This is a genomic window from Streptomyces sp. NPDC111507 (assembly GCF_055638955.1).
This window is the reverse complement of the sequence record NZ_JBVKBU010000005.1, coordinates 413,351-428,952: the sequence shown is the minus strand read 5'-3', so window position 1 is coordinate 428,952 and position 15,602 is coordinate 413,351. Positions and strand designations below refer to the sequence as shown.

Annotated in this window: 20 protein-coding genes and 1 pseudogene; 13 read left to right on the top strand and 8 right to left on the bottom strand. The window is 70.5% G+C overall.

Annotation, left to right across the window (positions count from 1 at the left end; translation table 11 throughout):
• The first annotated feature begins 193 nt into the window (after positions 1 to 193).
• Positions 194 to 1,840 (top strand): APC family permease, encoded by a 1,647-nt coding sequence (locus ACZ7M2_RS23185; protein WP_471596854.1) that lies wholly within the window; start codon positions 194 to 196, stop codon positions 1,838 to 1,840.
• Here the strand turns inward: ACZ7M2_RS23185 and ACZ7M2_RS23180 are convergent.
• Positions 1,834 to 2,454 carry a TetR/AcrR family transcriptional regulator gene (locus tag ACZ7M2_RS23180; RefSeq protein WP_471596853.1) on the bottom strand — a complete coding sequence of 207 codons (621 nt, stop codon included), beginning with the start codon at positions 2,452 to 2,454 and terminating at the stop codon, positions 1,834 to 1,836. The genes ACZ7M2_RS23185 and ACZ7M2_RS23180 overlap by 7 nt on opposite strands.
• A 168-nt stretch (positions 2,455 to 2,622) precedes the next feature.
• On the opposite strand from ACZ7M2_RS23180, the gene ACZ7M2_RS23175 reads away from it, so the two are divergent.
• The 3 genes from ACZ7M2_RS23175 to ACZ7M2_RS23165 all read left to right on the top strand — a co-directional run bounded on the left by ACZ7M2_RS23175 (position 2,623) and on the right by ACZ7M2_RS23165 (position 5,784).
• Positions 2,623 to 3,654 (top strand): medium chain dehydrogenase/reductase family protein, encoded by a 1,032-nt coding sequence (locus ACZ7M2_RS23175; RefSeq protein WP_471596852.1) that lies wholly within the window; start codon positions 2,623 to 2,625, stop codon positions 3,652 to 3,654.
• Between the two features lie 75 nt (positions 3,655 to 3,729).
• The gene (locus ACZ7M2_RS23170; protein WP_471596851.1) at positions 3,730 to 4,320 is read left to right on the top strand and encodes an ester cyclase; all 591 of its coding nucleotides are present in this window, start codon (positions 3,730 to 3,732) and stop codon (positions 4,318 to 4,320) included.
• Positions 4,321 to 4,593: 273 nt separating this feature from the next.
• The gene (locus ACZ7M2_RS23165; RefSeq protein ID WP_471596850.1) at positions 4,594 to 5,784 is read left to right on the top strand and encodes a PP2C family protein-serine/threonine phosphatase; all 1,191 of its coding nucleotides are present in this window, start codon (positions 4,594 to 4,596) and stop codon (positions 5,782 to 5,784) included.
• 10 nt (positions 5,785 to 5,794) lie between these two features.
• Here ACZ7M2_RS23165 and ACZ7M2_RS23160 read toward each other — a convergent pair whose 3' ends face one another.
• The 3 genes from ACZ7M2_RS23160 to ACZ7M2_RS23150 form a co-directional block, all read right to left on the bottom strand.
• On the bottom strand, positions 5,795 to 6,055 hold the full coding sequence (locus ACZ7M2_RS23160; protein ID WP_471596849.1) for a hypothetical protein: 261 nt from the start codon (positions 6,053 to 6,055) through the stop codon (positions 5,795 to 5,797).
• Complete coding sequence (locus tag ACZ7M2_RS23155; RefSeq protein ID WP_471596848.1) at positions 6,042 to 6,308, bottom strand: DUF6400 family protein; 267 nt, start codon at positions 6,306 to 6,308, stop codon at positions 6,042 to 6,044. The genes ACZ7M2_RS23160 and ACZ7M2_RS23155 overlap by 14 nt, the downstream gene beginning before the upstream one ends.
• 132 nt (positions 6,309 to 6,440) lie before the next feature.
• Positions 6,441 to 7,145 carry a GAF and ANTAR domain-containing protein gene (locus tag ACZ7M2_RS23150; protein WP_471596847.1) on the bottom strand — a complete coding sequence of 235 codons (705 nt, stop codon included), beginning with the start codon at positions 7,143 to 7,145 and terminating at the stop codon, positions 6,441 to 6,443.
• A gap of 250 nt (positions 7,146 to 7,395) precedes the next feature.
• Between ACZ7M2_RS23150 and ACZ7M2_RS23145 the strand changes: the two genes are divergently transcribed.
• From ACZ7M2_RS23145 to ACZ7M2_RS23130, 4 genes are all read left to right on the top strand, one after another.
• Positions 7,396 to 7,656, top strand: a complete 261-nt coding sequence (locus ACZ7M2_RS23145) for a WhiB family transcriptional regulator (protein ID WP_403698926.1) — start codon at positions 7,396 to 7,398, stop codon at positions 7,654 to 7,656.
• A 113-nt stretch (positions 7,657 to 7,769) separates the two neighbouring features.
• Positions 7,770 to 8,204 (top strand): ATP-binding protein, encoded by a 435-nt coding sequence (locus tag ACZ7M2_RS23140; RefSeq protein WP_471596846.1) that lies wholly within the window; start codon positions 7,770 to 7,772, stop codon positions 8,202 to 8,204.
• Between the two features lie 97 nt (positions 8,205 to 8,301).
• Positions 8,302 to 8,700 carry a hypothetical protein gene (locus ACZ7M2_RS23135; protein WP_471596845.1) on the top strand — a complete coding sequence of 133 codons (399 nt, stop codon included), beginning with the start codon at positions 8,302 to 8,304 and terminating at the stop codon, positions 8,698 to 8,700.
• A 125-nt stretch (positions 8,701 to 8,825) separates the two neighbouring features.
• Positions 8,826 to 9,161, top strand: coding sequence for a hypothetical protein (locus ACZ7M2_RS23130; protein WP_471596844.1), 336 nt, complete (start codon positions 8,826 to 8,828; stop codon positions 9,159 to 9,161).
• Between the two features lie 36 nt (positions 9,162 to 9,197).
• Here the strand turns inward: ACZ7M2_RS23130 and ACZ7M2_RS23125 are convergent, their stop codons facing one another.
• A complete protein-coding gene (locus ACZ7M2_RS23125; protein WP_471596843.1) occupies positions 9,198 to 9,656 on the bottom strand; it encodes an ATP-binding protein in 459 nt (152 codons plus the stop codon).
• A gap of 421 nt (positions 9,657 to 10,077) precedes the next feature.
• Here ACZ7M2_RS23125 and ACZ7M2_RS23120 point away from each other — a divergent pair, with 421 nt between their 5' ends.
• The 3 genes from ACZ7M2_RS23120 to ACZ7M2_RS23110 all read left to right on the top strand — a co-directional run bounded on the left by ACZ7M2_RS23120 (position 10,078) and on the right by ACZ7M2_RS23110 (position 12,626).
• On the top strand, positions 10,078 to 10,908 hold the full coding sequence (locus ACZ7M2_RS23120; RefSeq protein WP_471596842.1) for a lamin tail domain-containing protein: 831 nt from the start codon (positions 10,078 to 10,080) through the stop codon (positions 10,906 to 10,908).
• 135 nt (positions 10,909 to 11,043) lie between these two features.
• The gene (locus ACZ7M2_RS23115; protein WP_471596841.1) at positions 11,044 to 11,637 is read left to right on the top strand and encodes a helix-turn-helix domain-containing protein; all 594 of its coding nucleotides are present in this window, start codon (positions 11,044 to 11,046) and stop codon (positions 11,635 to 11,637) included.
• A gap of 92 nt (positions 11,638 to 11,729) precedes the next feature.
• Positions 11,730 to 12,626: a class I SAM-dependent methyltransferase gene (locus ACZ7M2_RS23110; protein WP_471596840.1), complete on the top strand. Its 897-nt coding sequence runs from the start codon at positions 11,730 to 11,732 to the stop codon at positions 12,624 to 12,626.
• A gap of 83 nt (positions 12,627 to 12,709) precedes the next feature.
• Here the strand turns inward: ACZ7M2_RS23110 and ACZ7M2_RS23105 are convergent, their stop codons facing one another.
• From ACZ7M2_RS23105 to ACZ7M2_RS23095, 3 genes are all read right to left on the bottom strand, one after another.
• A complete protein-coding gene (locus tag ACZ7M2_RS23105) occupies positions 12,710 to 13,114 on the bottom strand; it encodes a hypothetical protein (RefSeq protein WP_471596839.1) in 405 nt (134 codons plus the stop codon).
• 68 nt (positions 13,115 to 13,182) lie between these two features.
• Positions 13,183 to 13,581 (bottom strand): hypothetical protein, encoded by a 399-nt coding sequence (locus tag ACZ7M2_RS23100; RefSeq protein ID WP_471596838.1) that lies wholly within the window; start codon positions 13,579 to 13,581, stop codon positions 13,183 to 13,185.
• A gap of 173 nt (positions 13,582 to 13,754) precedes the next feature.
• A complete protein-coding gene (locus ACZ7M2_RS23095; RefSeq protein ID WP_471596837.1) occupies positions 13,755 to 14,645 on the bottom strand; it encodes an LLM class F420-dependent oxidoreductase in 891 nt (296 codons plus the stop codon).
• Between ACZ7M2_RS23095 and ACZ7M2_RS23090 the strand changes: the two genes are divergently transcribed.
• Positions 14,572 to 15,114, top strand: a complete 543-nt coding sequence (locus ACZ7M2_RS23090) for a family 43 glycosylhydrolase (RefSeq protein ID WP_471596836.1) — start codon at positions 14,572 to 14,574, stop codon at positions 15,112 to 15,114. The two genes, ACZ7M2_RS23095 and ACZ7M2_RS23090, sit on opposite strands and share 74 nt — an antisense overlap.
• Before the next feature lie 95 nt (positions 15,115 to 15,209).
• Positions 15,210 to 15,566, top strand: a pseudogene (locus ACZ7M2_RS23085) (beta-xylosidase family glycoside hydrolase); the annotation flags it as partial.
• Positions 15,567 to 15,602 lie beyond the last annotated feature (36 nt).

Sequence of the window (15,602 nt, the reverse complement as noted above, 5' to 3'; positions counted from 1 at the left end):
CCCCTTCCATTCTCAACTGCCGGAGAAGGTATGGACCTTTGGGGTTCAGTGTTGGAAGCGTGTTGCGTGCATGTCAATAGATGTCGATGAGGAGCGAGCCCGTCGCATCTCTCGTGCTCGCCTCGCTCGGACGTTAAAGTGTCAATATCGCCTAATTGCGATGTTCATCCCCTTTGGTGCAAGGGTGAGGGGCATGGGCACTACCGAAGCGGCACCCGCCACGCGGGCCGGACCCCCCGGCCTGAGGCGAGAAGTCGGATTCATCGGGCTGATCTGGGCCTCGGAGGGGTCGATCATCGGCTCCGGCTGGCTGTTCGGCGCACAGGGCGCCCTGGCGGCAGCGGGCCCGGCCGCGATCATCTCCTGGGGGATCGGCGGCGTCGCGATCCTCATCCTGGCCCTGGTGCACGCCGAACTCGGCGGCATGTACCCGGTGTCCGGCGGTACGGCCCGCTTCCCGCACTACGCGTTCGGCGGCGCGGCGGGAGCGTCGTTCGGCTGGTTCTCCTGGCTCCAGGCGGCCACGGTGGCACCGATCGAGGTGCTGGCCATGATCACGTACGGCCAGCACTACTCATGGGCGAACGGCTGGCTGAAGACCCAGGGGGGCCAGCACATCCTGACCGCTTCCGGGATCGCCGTCGCGGTCGGGCTGATGGCGGTGATCACCGCCGTCAACTTCCTCAGCATCCGCCTGCTGGCCCGCACCAACAGCGCGGCGACCTGGTGGAAGGTCGGCATCCCGCTGCTGACGATCTTCGTGTTCGCCCTCGCCCAGTTCCATGTCGGCAACTTCACCGCCGCCGACGGGTTCAACCCCTACGGCGCCAAGGGCATCCTGTCCGCGGTCTCCTCCAGCGGCATCATCTTCGCGCTGCTCGGATTCGAACAAGCCGACCAGCTCGCCGGTGAGAGCGCCCACCCGAAACGCGACATCCCGCGTGCGGTGATCGGCTCCATCGTGATCGGCGCGATCATCTACATCCTGCTTCAGGTCGCGTTCCTCGCCGCGCTTCCCGCCCCCCAGATCCAGGGCACCTGGGCCACCGCCGCCTTCAACACCCTCACCGGTCCGTTCGCGCAGGTCGCCACGCTCATCAGTCTGGGCTGGCTGGCCACGGTCCTCTATCTCGACGCGGTGGTCTCGCCCGCGGGTACCGGCCTGATCTACATCACCGGCTCCTCGCGGGTCTCCTACGGACTCAGCCGCAACGGCTATGTGCCGTCGGCCTTCGAGGCGACCAACCGGAGCGGGGTGCCGTGGGTCGGTCTCATCGCCGCCTTCGTGGTCGGCTGTGTGTGCTTCCTGCCGTTCCCGAGCTGGCGCTCGCTCGTGGGGCTGATCACCAGCGCCAGCGTGCTGATGTACGCCGGTGCGCCCCTGTCCTTCGGGGTCTTCCGCCGCCGCCTCCCGAACGCCGACCGTCCGTACCGGCTGCCCGGCGGCGGCTGGATGTCCCCGTTGGCCTTCGTCGTCGCCAACTTCCTGATCCTGTGGTCGGGCTGGACCACGGACTGGAAACTGGGCATCGCGATCCTGATCGGCTACGTCATCCTCATCGCCAACCGCGTGTTCAGGATGAACCCGATCACGCCCCAACTCGATCTGCGGGCCGCCCAGTGGCTCCCCGCCTACCTGATCGGCATGGGCCTCATCGTCTACGCCAGCGACTTCGGCCCCCTCAAGCATCCGTGGTTCCCCTTGTGGTGGGACATGGCGGCGGTCACGGTCCTCAGCCTCGCCGTCTACTACTGGGCCATGGCGGTTGCCCTCCCCACGGAACAGATCCAGCGCATGGTCGACCAGGTGGTCGTTCCGGAGGATGCCGCGCTTCACTGAGTACGAGGAGCGGGGCGTCGGTCTCCTCGGTGCGTCGGTAGGCCGTCCAGTTCGGCGGCGAACATCAGGGCGGGGTCGACGTCCATCCCGGTGAAGTGGCCGGCGAGCTCCAGGGACAGCAGTCCGTGCCGCCGGGTCCAGAAGGTCAGGGCTCGGCGCAGGGCCTCGGGGCCGTCCGGGGGCGACGCGGCGCAGGCGTCGAGCAGGGTCGTCATGATCTCTGACGCGATCCCGGTGACGTCGTCGGGCGCGTGGTAGCCGGGGACGGGTGTGCCGTAGGCGAGGAAGTACCGCTGGGGGTCGTCCAGGGCCCACCCGCGCAGGGCATGCGCCAGAGCGGCCGGTCCGGGACCGGACCCGGAGGCCGCGGTCGCGCGGAAGGTGTCGGCGAGGCTTCGGTACGCCTCCCTGACGAGCTCGGTGATCAACTCGTTGCGGCCGGCGCAGTACCGGTAGAGCGCGGGTCCGCTCATGCCCATCTGCTTGGCGATCGCGTTGAGGGAGAGCGCGGAAGCCCCCGCGGTGGCGATCTGCTCCCATGCGCGTTCCCTGATCTCCGCACGTACGTGGGCGCGGTAGCGCTCGCGCGGGGTCCGCGTGCCCGTGTCGACCATGACCAGCCACCTTTCCGCGGTCGCGAAGTGTCCGCAGTCGCGAAGATAGAGGTTCAAGATGCAGTTAGAAGGTATCACCAAACTTCTTGACTCTCTCCTTCGCATTGCGTTATAACTTCTAACGAACGCAAAAGTGAGTAACCAACGCGGAGAGCAGTGGAGGTCGTCATGAACGCCGAAGGACTCGTCGAGGTCGTACTGCCGGGCAAGGTGGAGCCGGAAGGGCTGGAGATCCGGCACGGAGCCGTGCCCGTCGCGGGCCCCGGCCAGGTCGTGATCCGGATGGAGGCGACCGGGGTCTCCTTCGCGGAGCAGCAGATGCGCCGAGGCCGGTACTACGACCAGCCGGCGTTCCCGTTCGTGCCCGGCTACGACCTGGTCGGCACCGTCCTCACGACCGGCGAGGGCGTCGAGCCCGCTCTGGCCGGCACCCGGGTGGCCGCACTGGTCAAGGTCGGCGGCTGGGCGAGCCACGTGCTCGTCGACGCGGCGGACGTGGTGCCGGTGCCCGACGGGATCGGCGCGGCGGAGGCGGAGACCGTGGTGGTCAACGGCATCACCGCCTGGCAGATGCTGCACCGCAAGGCACGCGTCCGCGCGGGGCAGACCATCCTGGTCCACGGTGCCAACGGCGGCGTCGGCTCGGTCCTGGTCCAGCTCGCCCAGGCCGCGGACGTGAAGGTCATCGGCACGGCGTCCGCGCGTCACCACGACGCGCTGCGGGAGCGGGGCGTCATCCCCGTCGACTACCGCACCGAGGACGTGGCCGCACGGGTCCGCGAGCTCGCCCCCGCCGGGGTGGACGCCGTCTTCGACCACGTCGGCGGTCGCAGCGCGGTCGACTCCTGGCACCTCCTCGCGCCCGGCGGCACGCTCGTCTCGTACGGCAGCGCCTCCACCCGGGACGACGAGGGCTCCAAGCAGTGGCCCGTGCTCAAGCTGCTCGGCCGGGTGTGGCTGTGGAACGCGCTGCCCAACGGCCGCCGCGCCTACTTCTTCAACGTCTGGGCCGGACGGGCGCTGGCCAAGAACCGGTTCCGGGCCCAGCTGCGCGCCGACCTCACCCAGGTCTTCGGAGCCCTCCAGCGCGGTGACGTCACCGCCCAGATCGCCGCCCAACTGCCCCTCACCCGCGTCGCCGACGCCCTGCGACTGGCCGAGTCCGGCACCGTCGCCGGGAAGGTCGTACTGAACCCGTAGCAGGTTCTTCCGCAGCCGCCGATCGCACACCTTGCCCCTGCCGTCCCTCCTTTATCCGAAACGCGAGGAACCGCCATGACCGCCACCCCCACCACCCACACCGCCACCTCGAAGCGTCACCGGGCACGGCTCCTCGTCCCCGCGGCGATCGCCGCCCTCGCCTTCACCGCCACGACAGCCGCCGCGGACACCTCACCGACCCCCGCGGCCGGGCGGACGGCCACGGCCCACGACCGTCGGGCGGCCGAGCACGAGCCGAAGGCGATGCTCGACGCGTGGCTGCGGCTCTGGAACGGCGATTTCGCCCAGGCCCCGGGGATCATCTCCCCCGGCTTCCGGGTCCACGCCGCCCTCCTCGACGGCGGTGACGGCAGCTCCATCCGCGGCGTCGACGGCCTGGTGGCCTGGATCGGCCAGACCCGCGCGGCATTCCCCGACCTGCGCTTCACCATCGAGGTCCCCCCGCTGGTCGACGGCCGCTACGCATCGGTGCGCTGGACGGCCACCGGCACCTACGCCGGCGGCTTCCCCGGCGCCAAGGCCCGGCCGGGGACCGTGGTCACCTTCACCGGCACCGACACCCTCCGCATACGGGACGGCAGGTTCGCGGAGTACTGGGTCAACTCCGACACCCTGAGCCTGCTCACCCAGCTCCAGGCACTCTGAAGCACGCACTCCCCGAGGCAGGGGCCGTGACGGGTGTGTCGTCGGCACGGTCCGGTGCCTGACATGCCGCTGAGTGGAGCAATGACGGGTACGCCGTGCCGAGGCGCAGCAGGCTGGGCGTCTTGCCGAAACCGTGTGCCAGGAGTTCCGTGTGAACAGGCTGCATGAAACGAGCCGTCAGTCGTGTCGTCCGCTCGCGGGTCCGCTCTCGGTGCACCCCCCTGCCTCGCTGGTGTCAGAGCATCCGCCTCGCGCACAGCGTCCCGGGACACCGTGAGGTGGCGAGGCCGTGGCGCGGAGGCGGAGAACGCCGCGCCGCACCCGAACAGCACGGGCCGCTCGCTGCCGGCACCCCCCGTGTGGATGCGCTGGCTCCCCGTCTTCTACGTCGCGGCCGTCCTTGTGATCGAGCCCATCACGCCCGTGGAGTGGCCGGTGAGCTTCCTGCTGATCGCTCTCCCGCTGGTGGCCGCCTTCGCCCACGGTCCCGTGATGGTCGTCGGTGTCACCGTCTTCGCCGTGGCGTTCGAAGGGGTTCTGGCCGGTACCCCGTGCTGTGCGGGACGTTCCGTCGGCTACCTGTGGGACCGCCACTACGTGGCCGCCTACTTCTGCACCGCTCTCATCGGCACCCTGGGAACCATCCTGGCCGTCAGCCGGATGCGACGGGAGCGCACGCTGGCCACCGTGCGCTTCGTGGCCGAGATCGCCCAGCGCGTCCTGCTCAGGCCCGTTCCGCACCGCGTCGGTGACATCCTGGTGGAGAGCTTCTACCTCTCCGCCGACGCGGAGGCACGCGTCGGAGGCGATCTCTATGAGGCGGTGCCCACGACGCACGGCCTCCGCCTCGTGATCGGCGACGTCCGGGGCAAGGGTCTGTTCGCCGTGGAGACCGCCGCCACCTTGCTCGGCGCCTTCCGCGAAGCCGCCCACGACGAACCCGACCTCGCCGCCCTGGCGGAACGGGTGGATACCAGCATGAGCCGCCGGGCCGCCGACTACGCCAGCAGCGACATGGCCGAGCGCTTCGTCACCGCGGTCTTCGCCGAAATCGTGAGCCCCGACCGTGTCGTGCGGATCGTCAACTGCGGCCACCCGCCCCCGCTGCTCATCAGCGCCGCCGAAGTCACCGAACTGGAGACGGACCAGGCCTCACCGCCCCTCAACCTCGGCGTGCTCGTCGGAGAGCCCTACCGCGCCGAAGAACATCCCTTTCGGCCGGGCGATCAGCTCCTGCTGTACACCGACGGCGTCACCGAGACACGCGACGAGGACGGCGCCTTCTACCCGCTCGTCCAGCGCATCCGCTCCTGGGGCGTCCTCCCGCCCCGGGAGCTCCTCGACCGGCTCCACCACGATCTGCTCGCCTACAGCGCCAACCGTCTCAACGACGACACGGCCGCACTCATCGCCTGCTACATCCCCGACGAACCGCGGGCACCCACCGACCCGCACGCGCTCTGAGCCGGATCGATCAGCGAGGGTCAGGGCGGCCGCTCGTGATGCGGTTCCACAGGGAGCGGGTGGCACCGAAGCCGGTCTCGTGGACCCACACGTGCGTGCACGACGGGCACTGAAGGTGGAGCAGGCTGCCGGTGTTGGACAGCAGATAGCGCCAGTGTGCGGAGCAGGTGCGCCGCTCCTCGCACGGTGCGCAGCCGCGACTGTCGTTGCAGTTCGGACAGCTCACCCAGGCACGCCGCCCGCGGTCCGCCTGCGGGTCAAGCGGCAGCATGGCCGCCGCCGCGCGGGGGCAGCACGCCGGCCGCGACCAGGTCGTCGTAAAGGCGCTGCTGCTCCTCGTCGAGACCGGAGTACAGCAGGTCGTACGCGGCCTCCTCGCCGCGCATGACCTCCATCGGATCCCAGTCGGGGCCGAGAGCGGCCAGGACCTGGGCCTGTCGTCGCACCTCCTGTGCGCTGAGGTCGACGGAGAAGTCGACCAGCGCCGGGGTGCCGTCGGGAGGCGGGGGGGTATGTGGGGCCATGAGACGAAACTTAGGTATGCCTTCTTTGCCGGGGCAAGAGGGGGTGGCCGAAGTCACAGCAGGTCGGCGGCTGTTTCGACGGTCTCCGCCGGGCTGTTCGTGCTGGATCGCCGCCCGTGGCGACCGGAGCGGTCAACTGGGCTTTTCGCCGGTTTCGCAGATGCGGCGGGCGATCTCGCGCAGTTTGATGTTGTGGTCCTGGGACGCCTTCTTGAGCAGCTTGAACGCCGCGTCCTCGGTCAACGAGTAGCGCTCCATGAGGATGCCCATAGCCTCGCCGATCTCGTGACGGGTCTCCAGGGCGTCACCGAGCTGCTGATGCGTACGGGCCGCGGAGAAGGCCACGGCCGCGTGCGAGGCGAGGATCCAGCCGGCCCGCTGAGCGGCCTCGTCGAAGGTGCGCGGCCGGCGGGAGTACAGATTGAGGGCCCCGAGCTCGTCGTCCTCGGTGAAGAGGAGGAAGCCCATCACGCTCCCCATGCCCAGCCTTCTCAGCTCGGGGGCGAAGTGGGACCAGCGCGCATGCGGCCGGCTCAAGTCCTCGATGGTGTAGATCTGCTGACGGTCGGTCACGGCGTCGAAGCACGGGCCTTCCCGTAGATCCTGCTGGATCCGGTCCGCCCGGCGCACCACGTCGCTCGTCGCCGCCAGAGGACGCACCTCGCCCCGCCGCACGGTGAGGACGCCGGCGTCGTCACAGCCGTTGATCAGAACCGTCGCATGTTCCACGACACGGTCCAGTGTGCCCTGGACGGTGTCCTGGGCCAGCAGATCCCGCGCCATTTCCGCCAGCGCGACGGCGAACTGCTCCCAGACCTCGCCGGGCTCGTGCGACATGTGTCACCTGCTTGTTCGTCGAAGCGCCGCCGACGCTCATCCGCGGTCCCATTTTGCCACTCGGGCGTCCCGGCCGCGCCGGACGGGGGCGCCGTGCCCGTACACGGCTGTCCCCGTCGTTCCTCGTTCAAACCGTGCTGTCGCCGCGAAACCGTCTGTTTCGCAGGTGCGATCAAGGGTGACCCGGAGGAGGACCGAAGTCCCACGAACAACAGATCGCGCAACACCATCGCGATCACAGGAGGCCTCCATGAACGACTGGCGCGAGTCCGCGGCCTGCCGGAACGTCGACCCCGATCTGTTCTTCCCCATCGGCAGCACAGGCCCCGCGCTGCCGCAGATCGAGGAGGCGAAGGCAGTCTGCCGACCCTGCCCCGTCCGTGAGGAGTGCCTGAGCTGGGCGCTCGAAACGGGGCAGACCATCGGCGTCTGGGGCGGTACGAGCGAGACCGAACGGCGCGCGCTGAGGCGGCGTACGGTCGCCCGCAGGTCCCGGGACACCGGATCGTAGGCACGCGGGTCGCGAAGGGTGGGAGACGCCCGCGCGGTGCGAGGACACCCTGCGTGAAGGCGCGTGGGGCGAGGTAGAGCAAGACATCCCGCCGACTAGACCGGGGAGGCGCGATGGAAAGCGACCCGAACGGGGACGAGAAGGTGCCGGGCGACGAGCCCCCGGGCCTCACCAGCACCTTTCCCGGACAGCTGCGCGACGTGACCGACGCCCGCCTCATGGCGGACGAATATCTGTGCGCACTCGCGCGGACGTCACCGCCGGGAGCGGCCGAGCACTGGGACGACGTCCTGCTGGTGGTGACAGAGCTGGCGGCCAACACGGTCCAGTACGCTCCCGGCCCCTTCGAACTCCGGATCCGCCCCACCTTCGACGGCGTGCATGTCACGCTCCGCGACAGCAGCACGACGCCGCCCGCGCCGCGTCGCGTCGACCCGGCCCACGGCGCGGGCGGAATCGGCTGGCACCTCCTCCACGCGCTCTGCCACCAGGTGAGCATCGTGGTGCGGCCCGACGGCAAGGATGTGCATGCCTTCCTGCCCTGGTGAGCGCTTCTTCGCTGCCGGCAGGTGTCGGTTCGCGCGACCGGGGCACACGGGACTGCCGAAGGACACACCAGCCCCCGCACCCGAACGAGGTGGAGCAGTGAGCCTGGAGCAGCACCGCGCGTCCGGTCCCGTCGACGACACGGGTGATGAGGTGCCGGAGCCCTCCGACGAAGAGCGTGCTGCCTGGGCCCGGGTACGCCGTTCGGCCACGGGAATGCGCCACCACGAGGCGAGGTCCGCGCTGGCCACCGCCCGGAAGGCGGCTCGTGGCGGTTCGACCACCGGCAGGAGCGCGGTCGTCGCACGGGCGGAGGCCGAGGAGTGGGAGCGGGTCACCGGGACGCTCGCCGACCACGCGGGACCCTACGACCCCGCCGACGACCCCTTCGTCCAGGGCGAGCAGGACGCTCGCGACGGCCGCGCCGCCGTTGCCCCTCGCGCACAGACCCCACAGCAGCCCCGACCGCATTGTCAGTGCCCTCCGCAACAATGCTGAGCAGCGAGAACGTCACCGCTCCCGGCGGTACGCGATCGAACCCGTCCGTCGAAAGGCCGCCCGCACATGACGCCCGCTCTCCGACGCCGTGCCGTGCCGCGAGCCCTGGACGGAGACCGCTGACGATGCTCCGATCCCTGCCGCGGACGCCCGCTCCGCTCGGCCCCGGTGGTGCCGAGGTCCTGCGTCTGATCACCGTCCAGCGCGTTCCCGTCTGCCTCACCGTGCATGCCAACGGGCGGCGCCGGTACGGCTACTGGCAGCCCCTCAGTCCCGGTTCCGGGCGCGGCGGTTGTCACGTGGCCCTGCCCACGGACGAGTGCGACGCGCTGCACGCGGCGGGCCGGATCGAGCTGGGCGACCCGGTGGTGGATCCGGCGAAGACCACGTACCCGGTGCGCCCCGTTGTGCGAGGCGCACCCTCCGCGACCGGCACGCCCCGCCAGGCCCTCACGGCGTGATCCGCCGGACAGGCCCCCGCCCTGGAGATCCCCGTTCTAGTGCCGTGAGAGCGGTACGACGGCCGTGATGCGCTTGCCGCCGGCGCGGAGCTCCGCGATGGTGATGTCGCGGGCGAGGCGGCAGATGATCGGCCAGCCATGGCCTCCGATCCTCATGGATCCCGGCTCGTCGGGGTGCTCTGCCGGTGTGGGCAGTTCCCGGCTGTGGTCGCTCACCGACAGGCGTATTTCCCGGTCGCCCAGCATCACCTCGAACGCGGTGACACCGCCGCCGTGCAGTATCGCGTTCGTGGTGAGTTCCGAGGCGACGAGCAGGGCGTCGCCGACGGCGACGGCATCGCTCGCGCTGTCGTGCCCGCCGGACCGTCGTACGTCCGCTCCGAGCGCGTGCCTGACCGCCTCGCGCACCTCGGCCGGGGTGCGCGGTCCGGGTGAACGCAGCCTGCCGGTCACGGTCCTGGTGTCGGGGGAGTTCGTCCGGTGCTCCGCACACATGCCTCTCTCCTCTGCGCTCTACCCCTACGCCTGACCTGGGAAGCTCAGTGCAAACCTGTCCGTTGCGGCAGGACGCCCGCCGGGGGCCGTGATCCACTTTCGGGTGATGGCCGGGTCGAGCATGGAGGGGCGGGACGCCACATGGACCCGTCCGAGGCGTGTGCCCGCAAGGGAAAGTCGCCTGACGAAACGGCAAATCATCGCATTCAGGACATAAATGGACGTTACATCCGAGTGTCACGGAAATATGGATGATCGGTAACAGGGCTCATGTATCGCCGGAATCATCGAGGGTTGAGAGCAAGGTGTGCGCGTCGGCCAGTAGGCCGCACACCCGCACACGCACCCCGGAACGGACCGCGTAGGACGGCCGCGGGATGCCAGCACCCAGTAGGAGGGCTTTGTGTCCGCTTCTGCGTTTGTGACCGTTCGTCGTCTCGCCGCAGCCACCTTGACGGTGGTGGCGGTGGCCGGTGCGGCGACGCTGCCGGCGTCCGCGGCCGACCGCACGGATCGCCGGGCCGCCGTACGCATCGCCGACGTGCAGCACGGCCTCGTGGGCCACGGGGTCCGCTCCAACCGGTCGCTCAACAGCGAGTGGGTGGAGGTCACCAACGGCGCCCGCCGTGCGGTGAACCTGAGCGGCTGGACGCTGTCGGACCGTGACGGTCACACGTACACCTTCCACCACTACCGGCTGGACGGCCGCTCCGTCGTCCGTGTCCACACCGGCATGGGCCGCGACAGCTCCCGCGACCTCTACCAGGACCGCCGCACCTCCGTGTGGGGCGATCGCTCCGACACGGCCGCCCTGCGCGACGAGCACGGCCGCCTGGTCGACACCCTCTCCTGGGGCGCCCGTCACCCCGGAAACCGCGACGGCGGCTACCGGGGCGAGCGCGGAGTCGAGTACCGCGGCGGGCGTGCCGGTGAGCACCGGGGTGAGCGTGGTGGCGAGTACCGCGGCGAGCACGACGGCCGTCGTGACGTCGGTGGGCGCCACGACCTCGGTGGCCGCCATGACCTCGGTGGGCGCCACGACCTCGGTGACCGTCGTGACGTCGGTGGCCGTCACGACGTCGGTGAGCGTCATGACGTCGGTGGGCGCCACGACCTCGGTGACCGTCGCGACGTCGGTGGGCGCCATGACGTCGGCGAGCGCCACGACCTCGGTGGCCGCCATGACCTCGGTGGGCGTCAGGACGTCGGCGGGCGTCATGACCTCGGAGGGCGTCACGACGGCCGCCGTTGATCCTGTTCCGCCGCTGACCGTATAGCCGTACGGCGGCTAGACCGGCATGGTGTGGAGGACCCCGCCCTGGTGGCGGGGTCCTCCACCGCGTACGCCGCTGACCGCACCTTGCCGCAAGGGCATACGATGTTGCTCATGGCGCAAGACGACGGTGAGCTGGACAGCCTGGTACGCAAACGCCTCCGCGCCCTGCGCGTGGCCCAGGGCTGGTCCCTGGAGGAGCTGGCCGCCCGCGCCCGGGTCAGCCAGTCCACGCTCAGCCGCATCGAGAACGGCCGGCGCCGCCTGGCGCTGGACCAGCTCGTCACCCTCGCCCGCGCCCTGGACACCTCCCTCGACCAACTGGTCGAGACCGCCGCGGACGACGTCGTCTCCCACCCGATGATCGACGCGGCCCACGGGCTGATGCGCTGGCCCATCAAGGCGGAACCCGGCATGACCGTCGTACGCCAGCGCATGACCGACCCGCCGCCCGACAACCCCTCGCGCCTGCGCGCCCACCCGGGCCGCGAATGGCTCGTCGTCCTCTCCGGCACCGCGAGCCTGCTTCTGGGCAATCGGCGCTTGCGGATCGAGACCAACCAGGCGGCGGAGTTCCCCACGATGCTTCCGCACGCCATCGGCGCCGAGGGCGGACCGTGCGAGATCCTGGGCATCTTCGACCGCGACGCCCGCCGCGGGCACCAGCGTGGCGATGACGTCGGGAAAGCGAACCGCCCGTCAGCGTGACCGTTTGCGTGTTCCGCAGCCCAGCAGGCCATCGTCTTGCGCATTCAGCAACCCACCAGGGCACACGCGGACTGCCCGCTTAGCGTGGGCGCATGAACCACCCCTCCCCGCACACAGCGCCCCACGGCGCGCACCATGTCCACGAGCACGAGCACGAGCACGAGCACGAGCACGAGCACGATGCAGGCGATCAGGCGGAGATCCTCGACCTGGACGCGGAAGTGCTCGCCGAGCACATCGCGTCCATCACCGCCTGGCTGCCCATCGGGACCAGCCCCCGCCGCATCGTGGATCTGGGCTGTGGGACCGGAGCCGGCACCCTCGCTCTGCTCGAGCGCTTTCCCGAGGCGGAGTTGACGGCTGTCGACCTGTCAGCCGCCCACCTGAACCGTCTGCGGGAGAAAGCAGCCGCAGTCGGTGCGGACGACCGCGTGCGCATGGTGCGGGCCGACCTCGACGCGACGGTGTGGCCCGAACTCGGTACGCCGGAGCTGGTGTGGGCATCGGCCTCCATGCACCACATGCCCGACCCCGACCGCACTCTGCGCCAGGTCCACGACCTGCTGGCACCGGGCGGGCTGTTCGCCGTCGTCGAGCTGGCCGGCTTCCCCCGGTTCCTGCCCGAAGACGCCCCGGAGGACGCTCCCGGTCTGGAGGAGCGCTTCCATGCCGCACTCGACCACCATCACGCCGAGCAGGTCCCCCACCGCGGCGCCGACTGGGGAACCAAGCTGACGGAGGCCGGCTTCACCGTCGAAGGCGAGCGCACCGTCACCGTCGACATCGGCCCGCCCTGCACCGACGCGGCAGGCCGCTACGCACTCAGCAGTCTGCACCGCATGCGCGGCGGCGTCGCATCCGCCCTGACGGCCGAGGACCTGGCCGCTCTCGACCGGTTGCTCGACACCGGCAGCCCGCACAGCATCCTGCGCCGCATCGACCTGAGTGTGCGCACCGAGCGCAGGGTGTGGGCCGCACGCCGCACCTGACCTCCTCGTTCACCGAGTCCTCCCGGGCCACGCCGCCCGTCGTGAAGTTGCTTCTCGGCGTCCGAGCGGCCGTCGGGGCGCCGTTACGACGTGCAGACGGTCTTCAACTCGTCGGCCGCGTCATTGATCTTGCCGGAGTCCGGGTTCGTGTCGCCGTTCAGGATGGCTTCGTTGTAGTCGGCGACGGCCTTGTCGAGCTTGTCGACCGCCTTGCCGACCTTGCCGTCGTCCGTCTTGTCGCCGATCCTGTCGAGGTTCTTGTTGATGGTCTCGATGGACTTGTCGGTCCGGGTGGGATCCTTCGCCGCGTCCAGGCCGGCCTCGTTGATCGCCTTGAGGCTGTCGGCGATCGTGTCGGCGTTCTGCAGGCAGTCCAGTGAGTTGTCGACGCCGTCGCAGCCGGTGGCGAGCCCGGCGGTCAGGGCGACGGCGGCCAGGGTGGTGGCGAGGGTGGCGACGCGACGTCCACGTCGGTGGTCGGCGGGCATGGGAGGGTCCCTTCAGGAATGCGGGCGTGACGGGCGAGGGAGCAGCGGAAGCGGGGTGGGCCGGCCGGTCAGTACCTGGGCTGGTCGACCGCCTGGACCGGCTTCTTCCGGCGGCCGGCGAGGAGGCCGCCGGCGGCGCCCAGCGAGACCAGACCCATGCCGACGGCGGCCATGATCCCCTTCACGCCGTCCATGGTGATGTAGCAGACCGCGGCCACGGCGCCGTTGAACAGGAACAGGAACCACAGCACCGGCGGCGTCGACAGGAACGCCTTGATCCTCGGCTTCTTCGCGATGCGTGAGCCGGCCACCAGTGACACGGCGATACCGGCGTACGTGGCCACGTCTTTCTGCGTGCCGTCGAGGACGGCGCCGGAGGCGGAACTCGCGGCGAGGCCGCCCACGAAGAACGACCAGAGCAGCAGGTTGGCGACGAACGACCACACGGCGGCGAGCAGTGACTTCACGGGATTTTCCTTCGGCAGGGGACGCGCACGTCCGTTGCGATCTCTGCCGTCAACGATCCCGTCGCCCGCCCGCCGCGACGAGGGACCGGCCCCCCGGATCGATGGTGTAGCGCGTTACACCATGCGAGTCACCACGGAGGGGCCCAGCGAGGGCCTGGAGGCGCGGGGGAGGGTCAGAGCAGGATGCCCGCCAGTTGGCGCCACTCCTCGCGCGGGAGGGACTCGGGGGTCTGTCCGGTCACCACCTGGAGCGCCACATGGTCGGCGCCCGCCGCGTGGAAGGCCTCGACACGGGCGCGGATACGGTCCTCGTCGCCCCAGGCGAACATCGCGTCCACGAGGCGGTCGCTGCCGCCGTCCGCGAAGTCGGACTCGGCGAAGCCCAGCCGCAGAAAGCTGTTGGTGTAGTTCGGCAGCGACAGATAGAAGGCGAGGACGCCCCGGGCGAGAGCGCGGGCGCGGTCCGGGTCCGTCTCCAGGACGACCTTGAACTCCGGTGCCAGCAACGGGACTTCGCCCAGGATCTCGCGGGCCTGCGCGGTGTGCTCCGGCGTCACGAGGTAGGGGAGCGCCCCGGCGGCGCGGTCCCGTGAGAGCTCCAGCATCTTCGGGCCGAGGGCGGCGAGCATCCGGCGTCCCGCGGGCACTCCCTTCGCGTCCAGCTCGTCCAGATACGCGACCATGCTCGCGTAGGGGCGACGGTACTGGTCCGCCGTCTTGGCGTGGCTCACCCCGAGGCCGAGCACGAAGCGGCCGAGATGGGCCGTCTCCAGCTCCGCGAAGCCCGCCGCGCTCGCGAAGACGTCCTGCGTCCAGATGCTCTGGATGCTGGTCCCCACGACGAGCCGCTCGGTCGCCGCGAGGAGCGGCGCCGCGTTCTGCGCGGTGCCGCTGCCGCCCAACCAGGCGGCGCCGAAGCCGAGTTGCTCCAGCTCGGCGGCTGCCTCGGCGCGCTCGCCATGCCCCTGCGGATCCTCCGAGCGCAGGCCCATGCTCCAGATGCCGTACCGCCCCACGGCCTCCTTCAGCGAGCGGACCTGGTTCTCGGTCGTGACGTCGTTCATCGATTCCGATCCCTTCGGTGTGGACGGGCCGCCGGCGGAGGAACCACCGTTGCCTGCGAACGTGTTCGACACTACGGTCCTCTTCGATCACCCGCTCTCGATCATCGCCCGTCGAAGGAGACGTATGCGGCAGCGGACCGCGCGGGTCGTCCGGAACGCGGTCCTGGCCGGCTCGCATCCGGACCCGTCCATCCTCCGCGTGGGAGCCGATTTCTACCTGGCGACCCCGACGTTCGAGTGGTGTCCCGGGGGTACGGCTGCACCCTCGTCTACAGCAATGTCTTGTTCCACCTCGTCTACAGCAATGTGCCGACGTAGGCCGACGGTCGTAGCCCGTGCCGCCGTCCGCGGTCAGCAGGTAGTACCAGGGGCCGCGGCGGTAGAGGTTGGGGCCCTCGATCCAGCCGCCCTGGGCGGCAGCACGACGGGTTCGGGCTCGCCGGCCAGGCGACGCGTGGCCTGGTCGTAGCGGGTCGCCTCCAGGCCGGCCGAGGTGGCGGGCGGTGATCAGGGGGCCCGCGGGGTCGCGTCGCCCGGCCGTACACACGGCACGGACCGTGCGTCCTGGGCCGCGAGACCGCGCCGGCACCCGTCACCTGGACCCCGGCCGGATGGCCGCGTACCCCCGGCGGCCTGCCCGCCCTGGAGATACCGGCCCCCGGCCCACTTGTCGACGGCACGGGCCGACGCCCGGACGACCTCGACGACCTGGGGGACCCGGCGGATTCCGACGGCTTCGACCGGCCCCTGCTGGGACCCCAGTGGTCCACACTGCGTCGGCCCCCGGCCCCCGACTGGCTGTCGCTGACCGACCGCGCCTCGCACCTGCGGCTGACCGGCGGTCGCTCCCCGCAGAGCCTCATCGCCCCCAGCCTGGTGGCACGCCGGGTGACCGCCGCGCGCTGCGTGTTCGAGGCAACGATGGAGTACCGGCCGCGGACCTTCCGGCAACTGGCC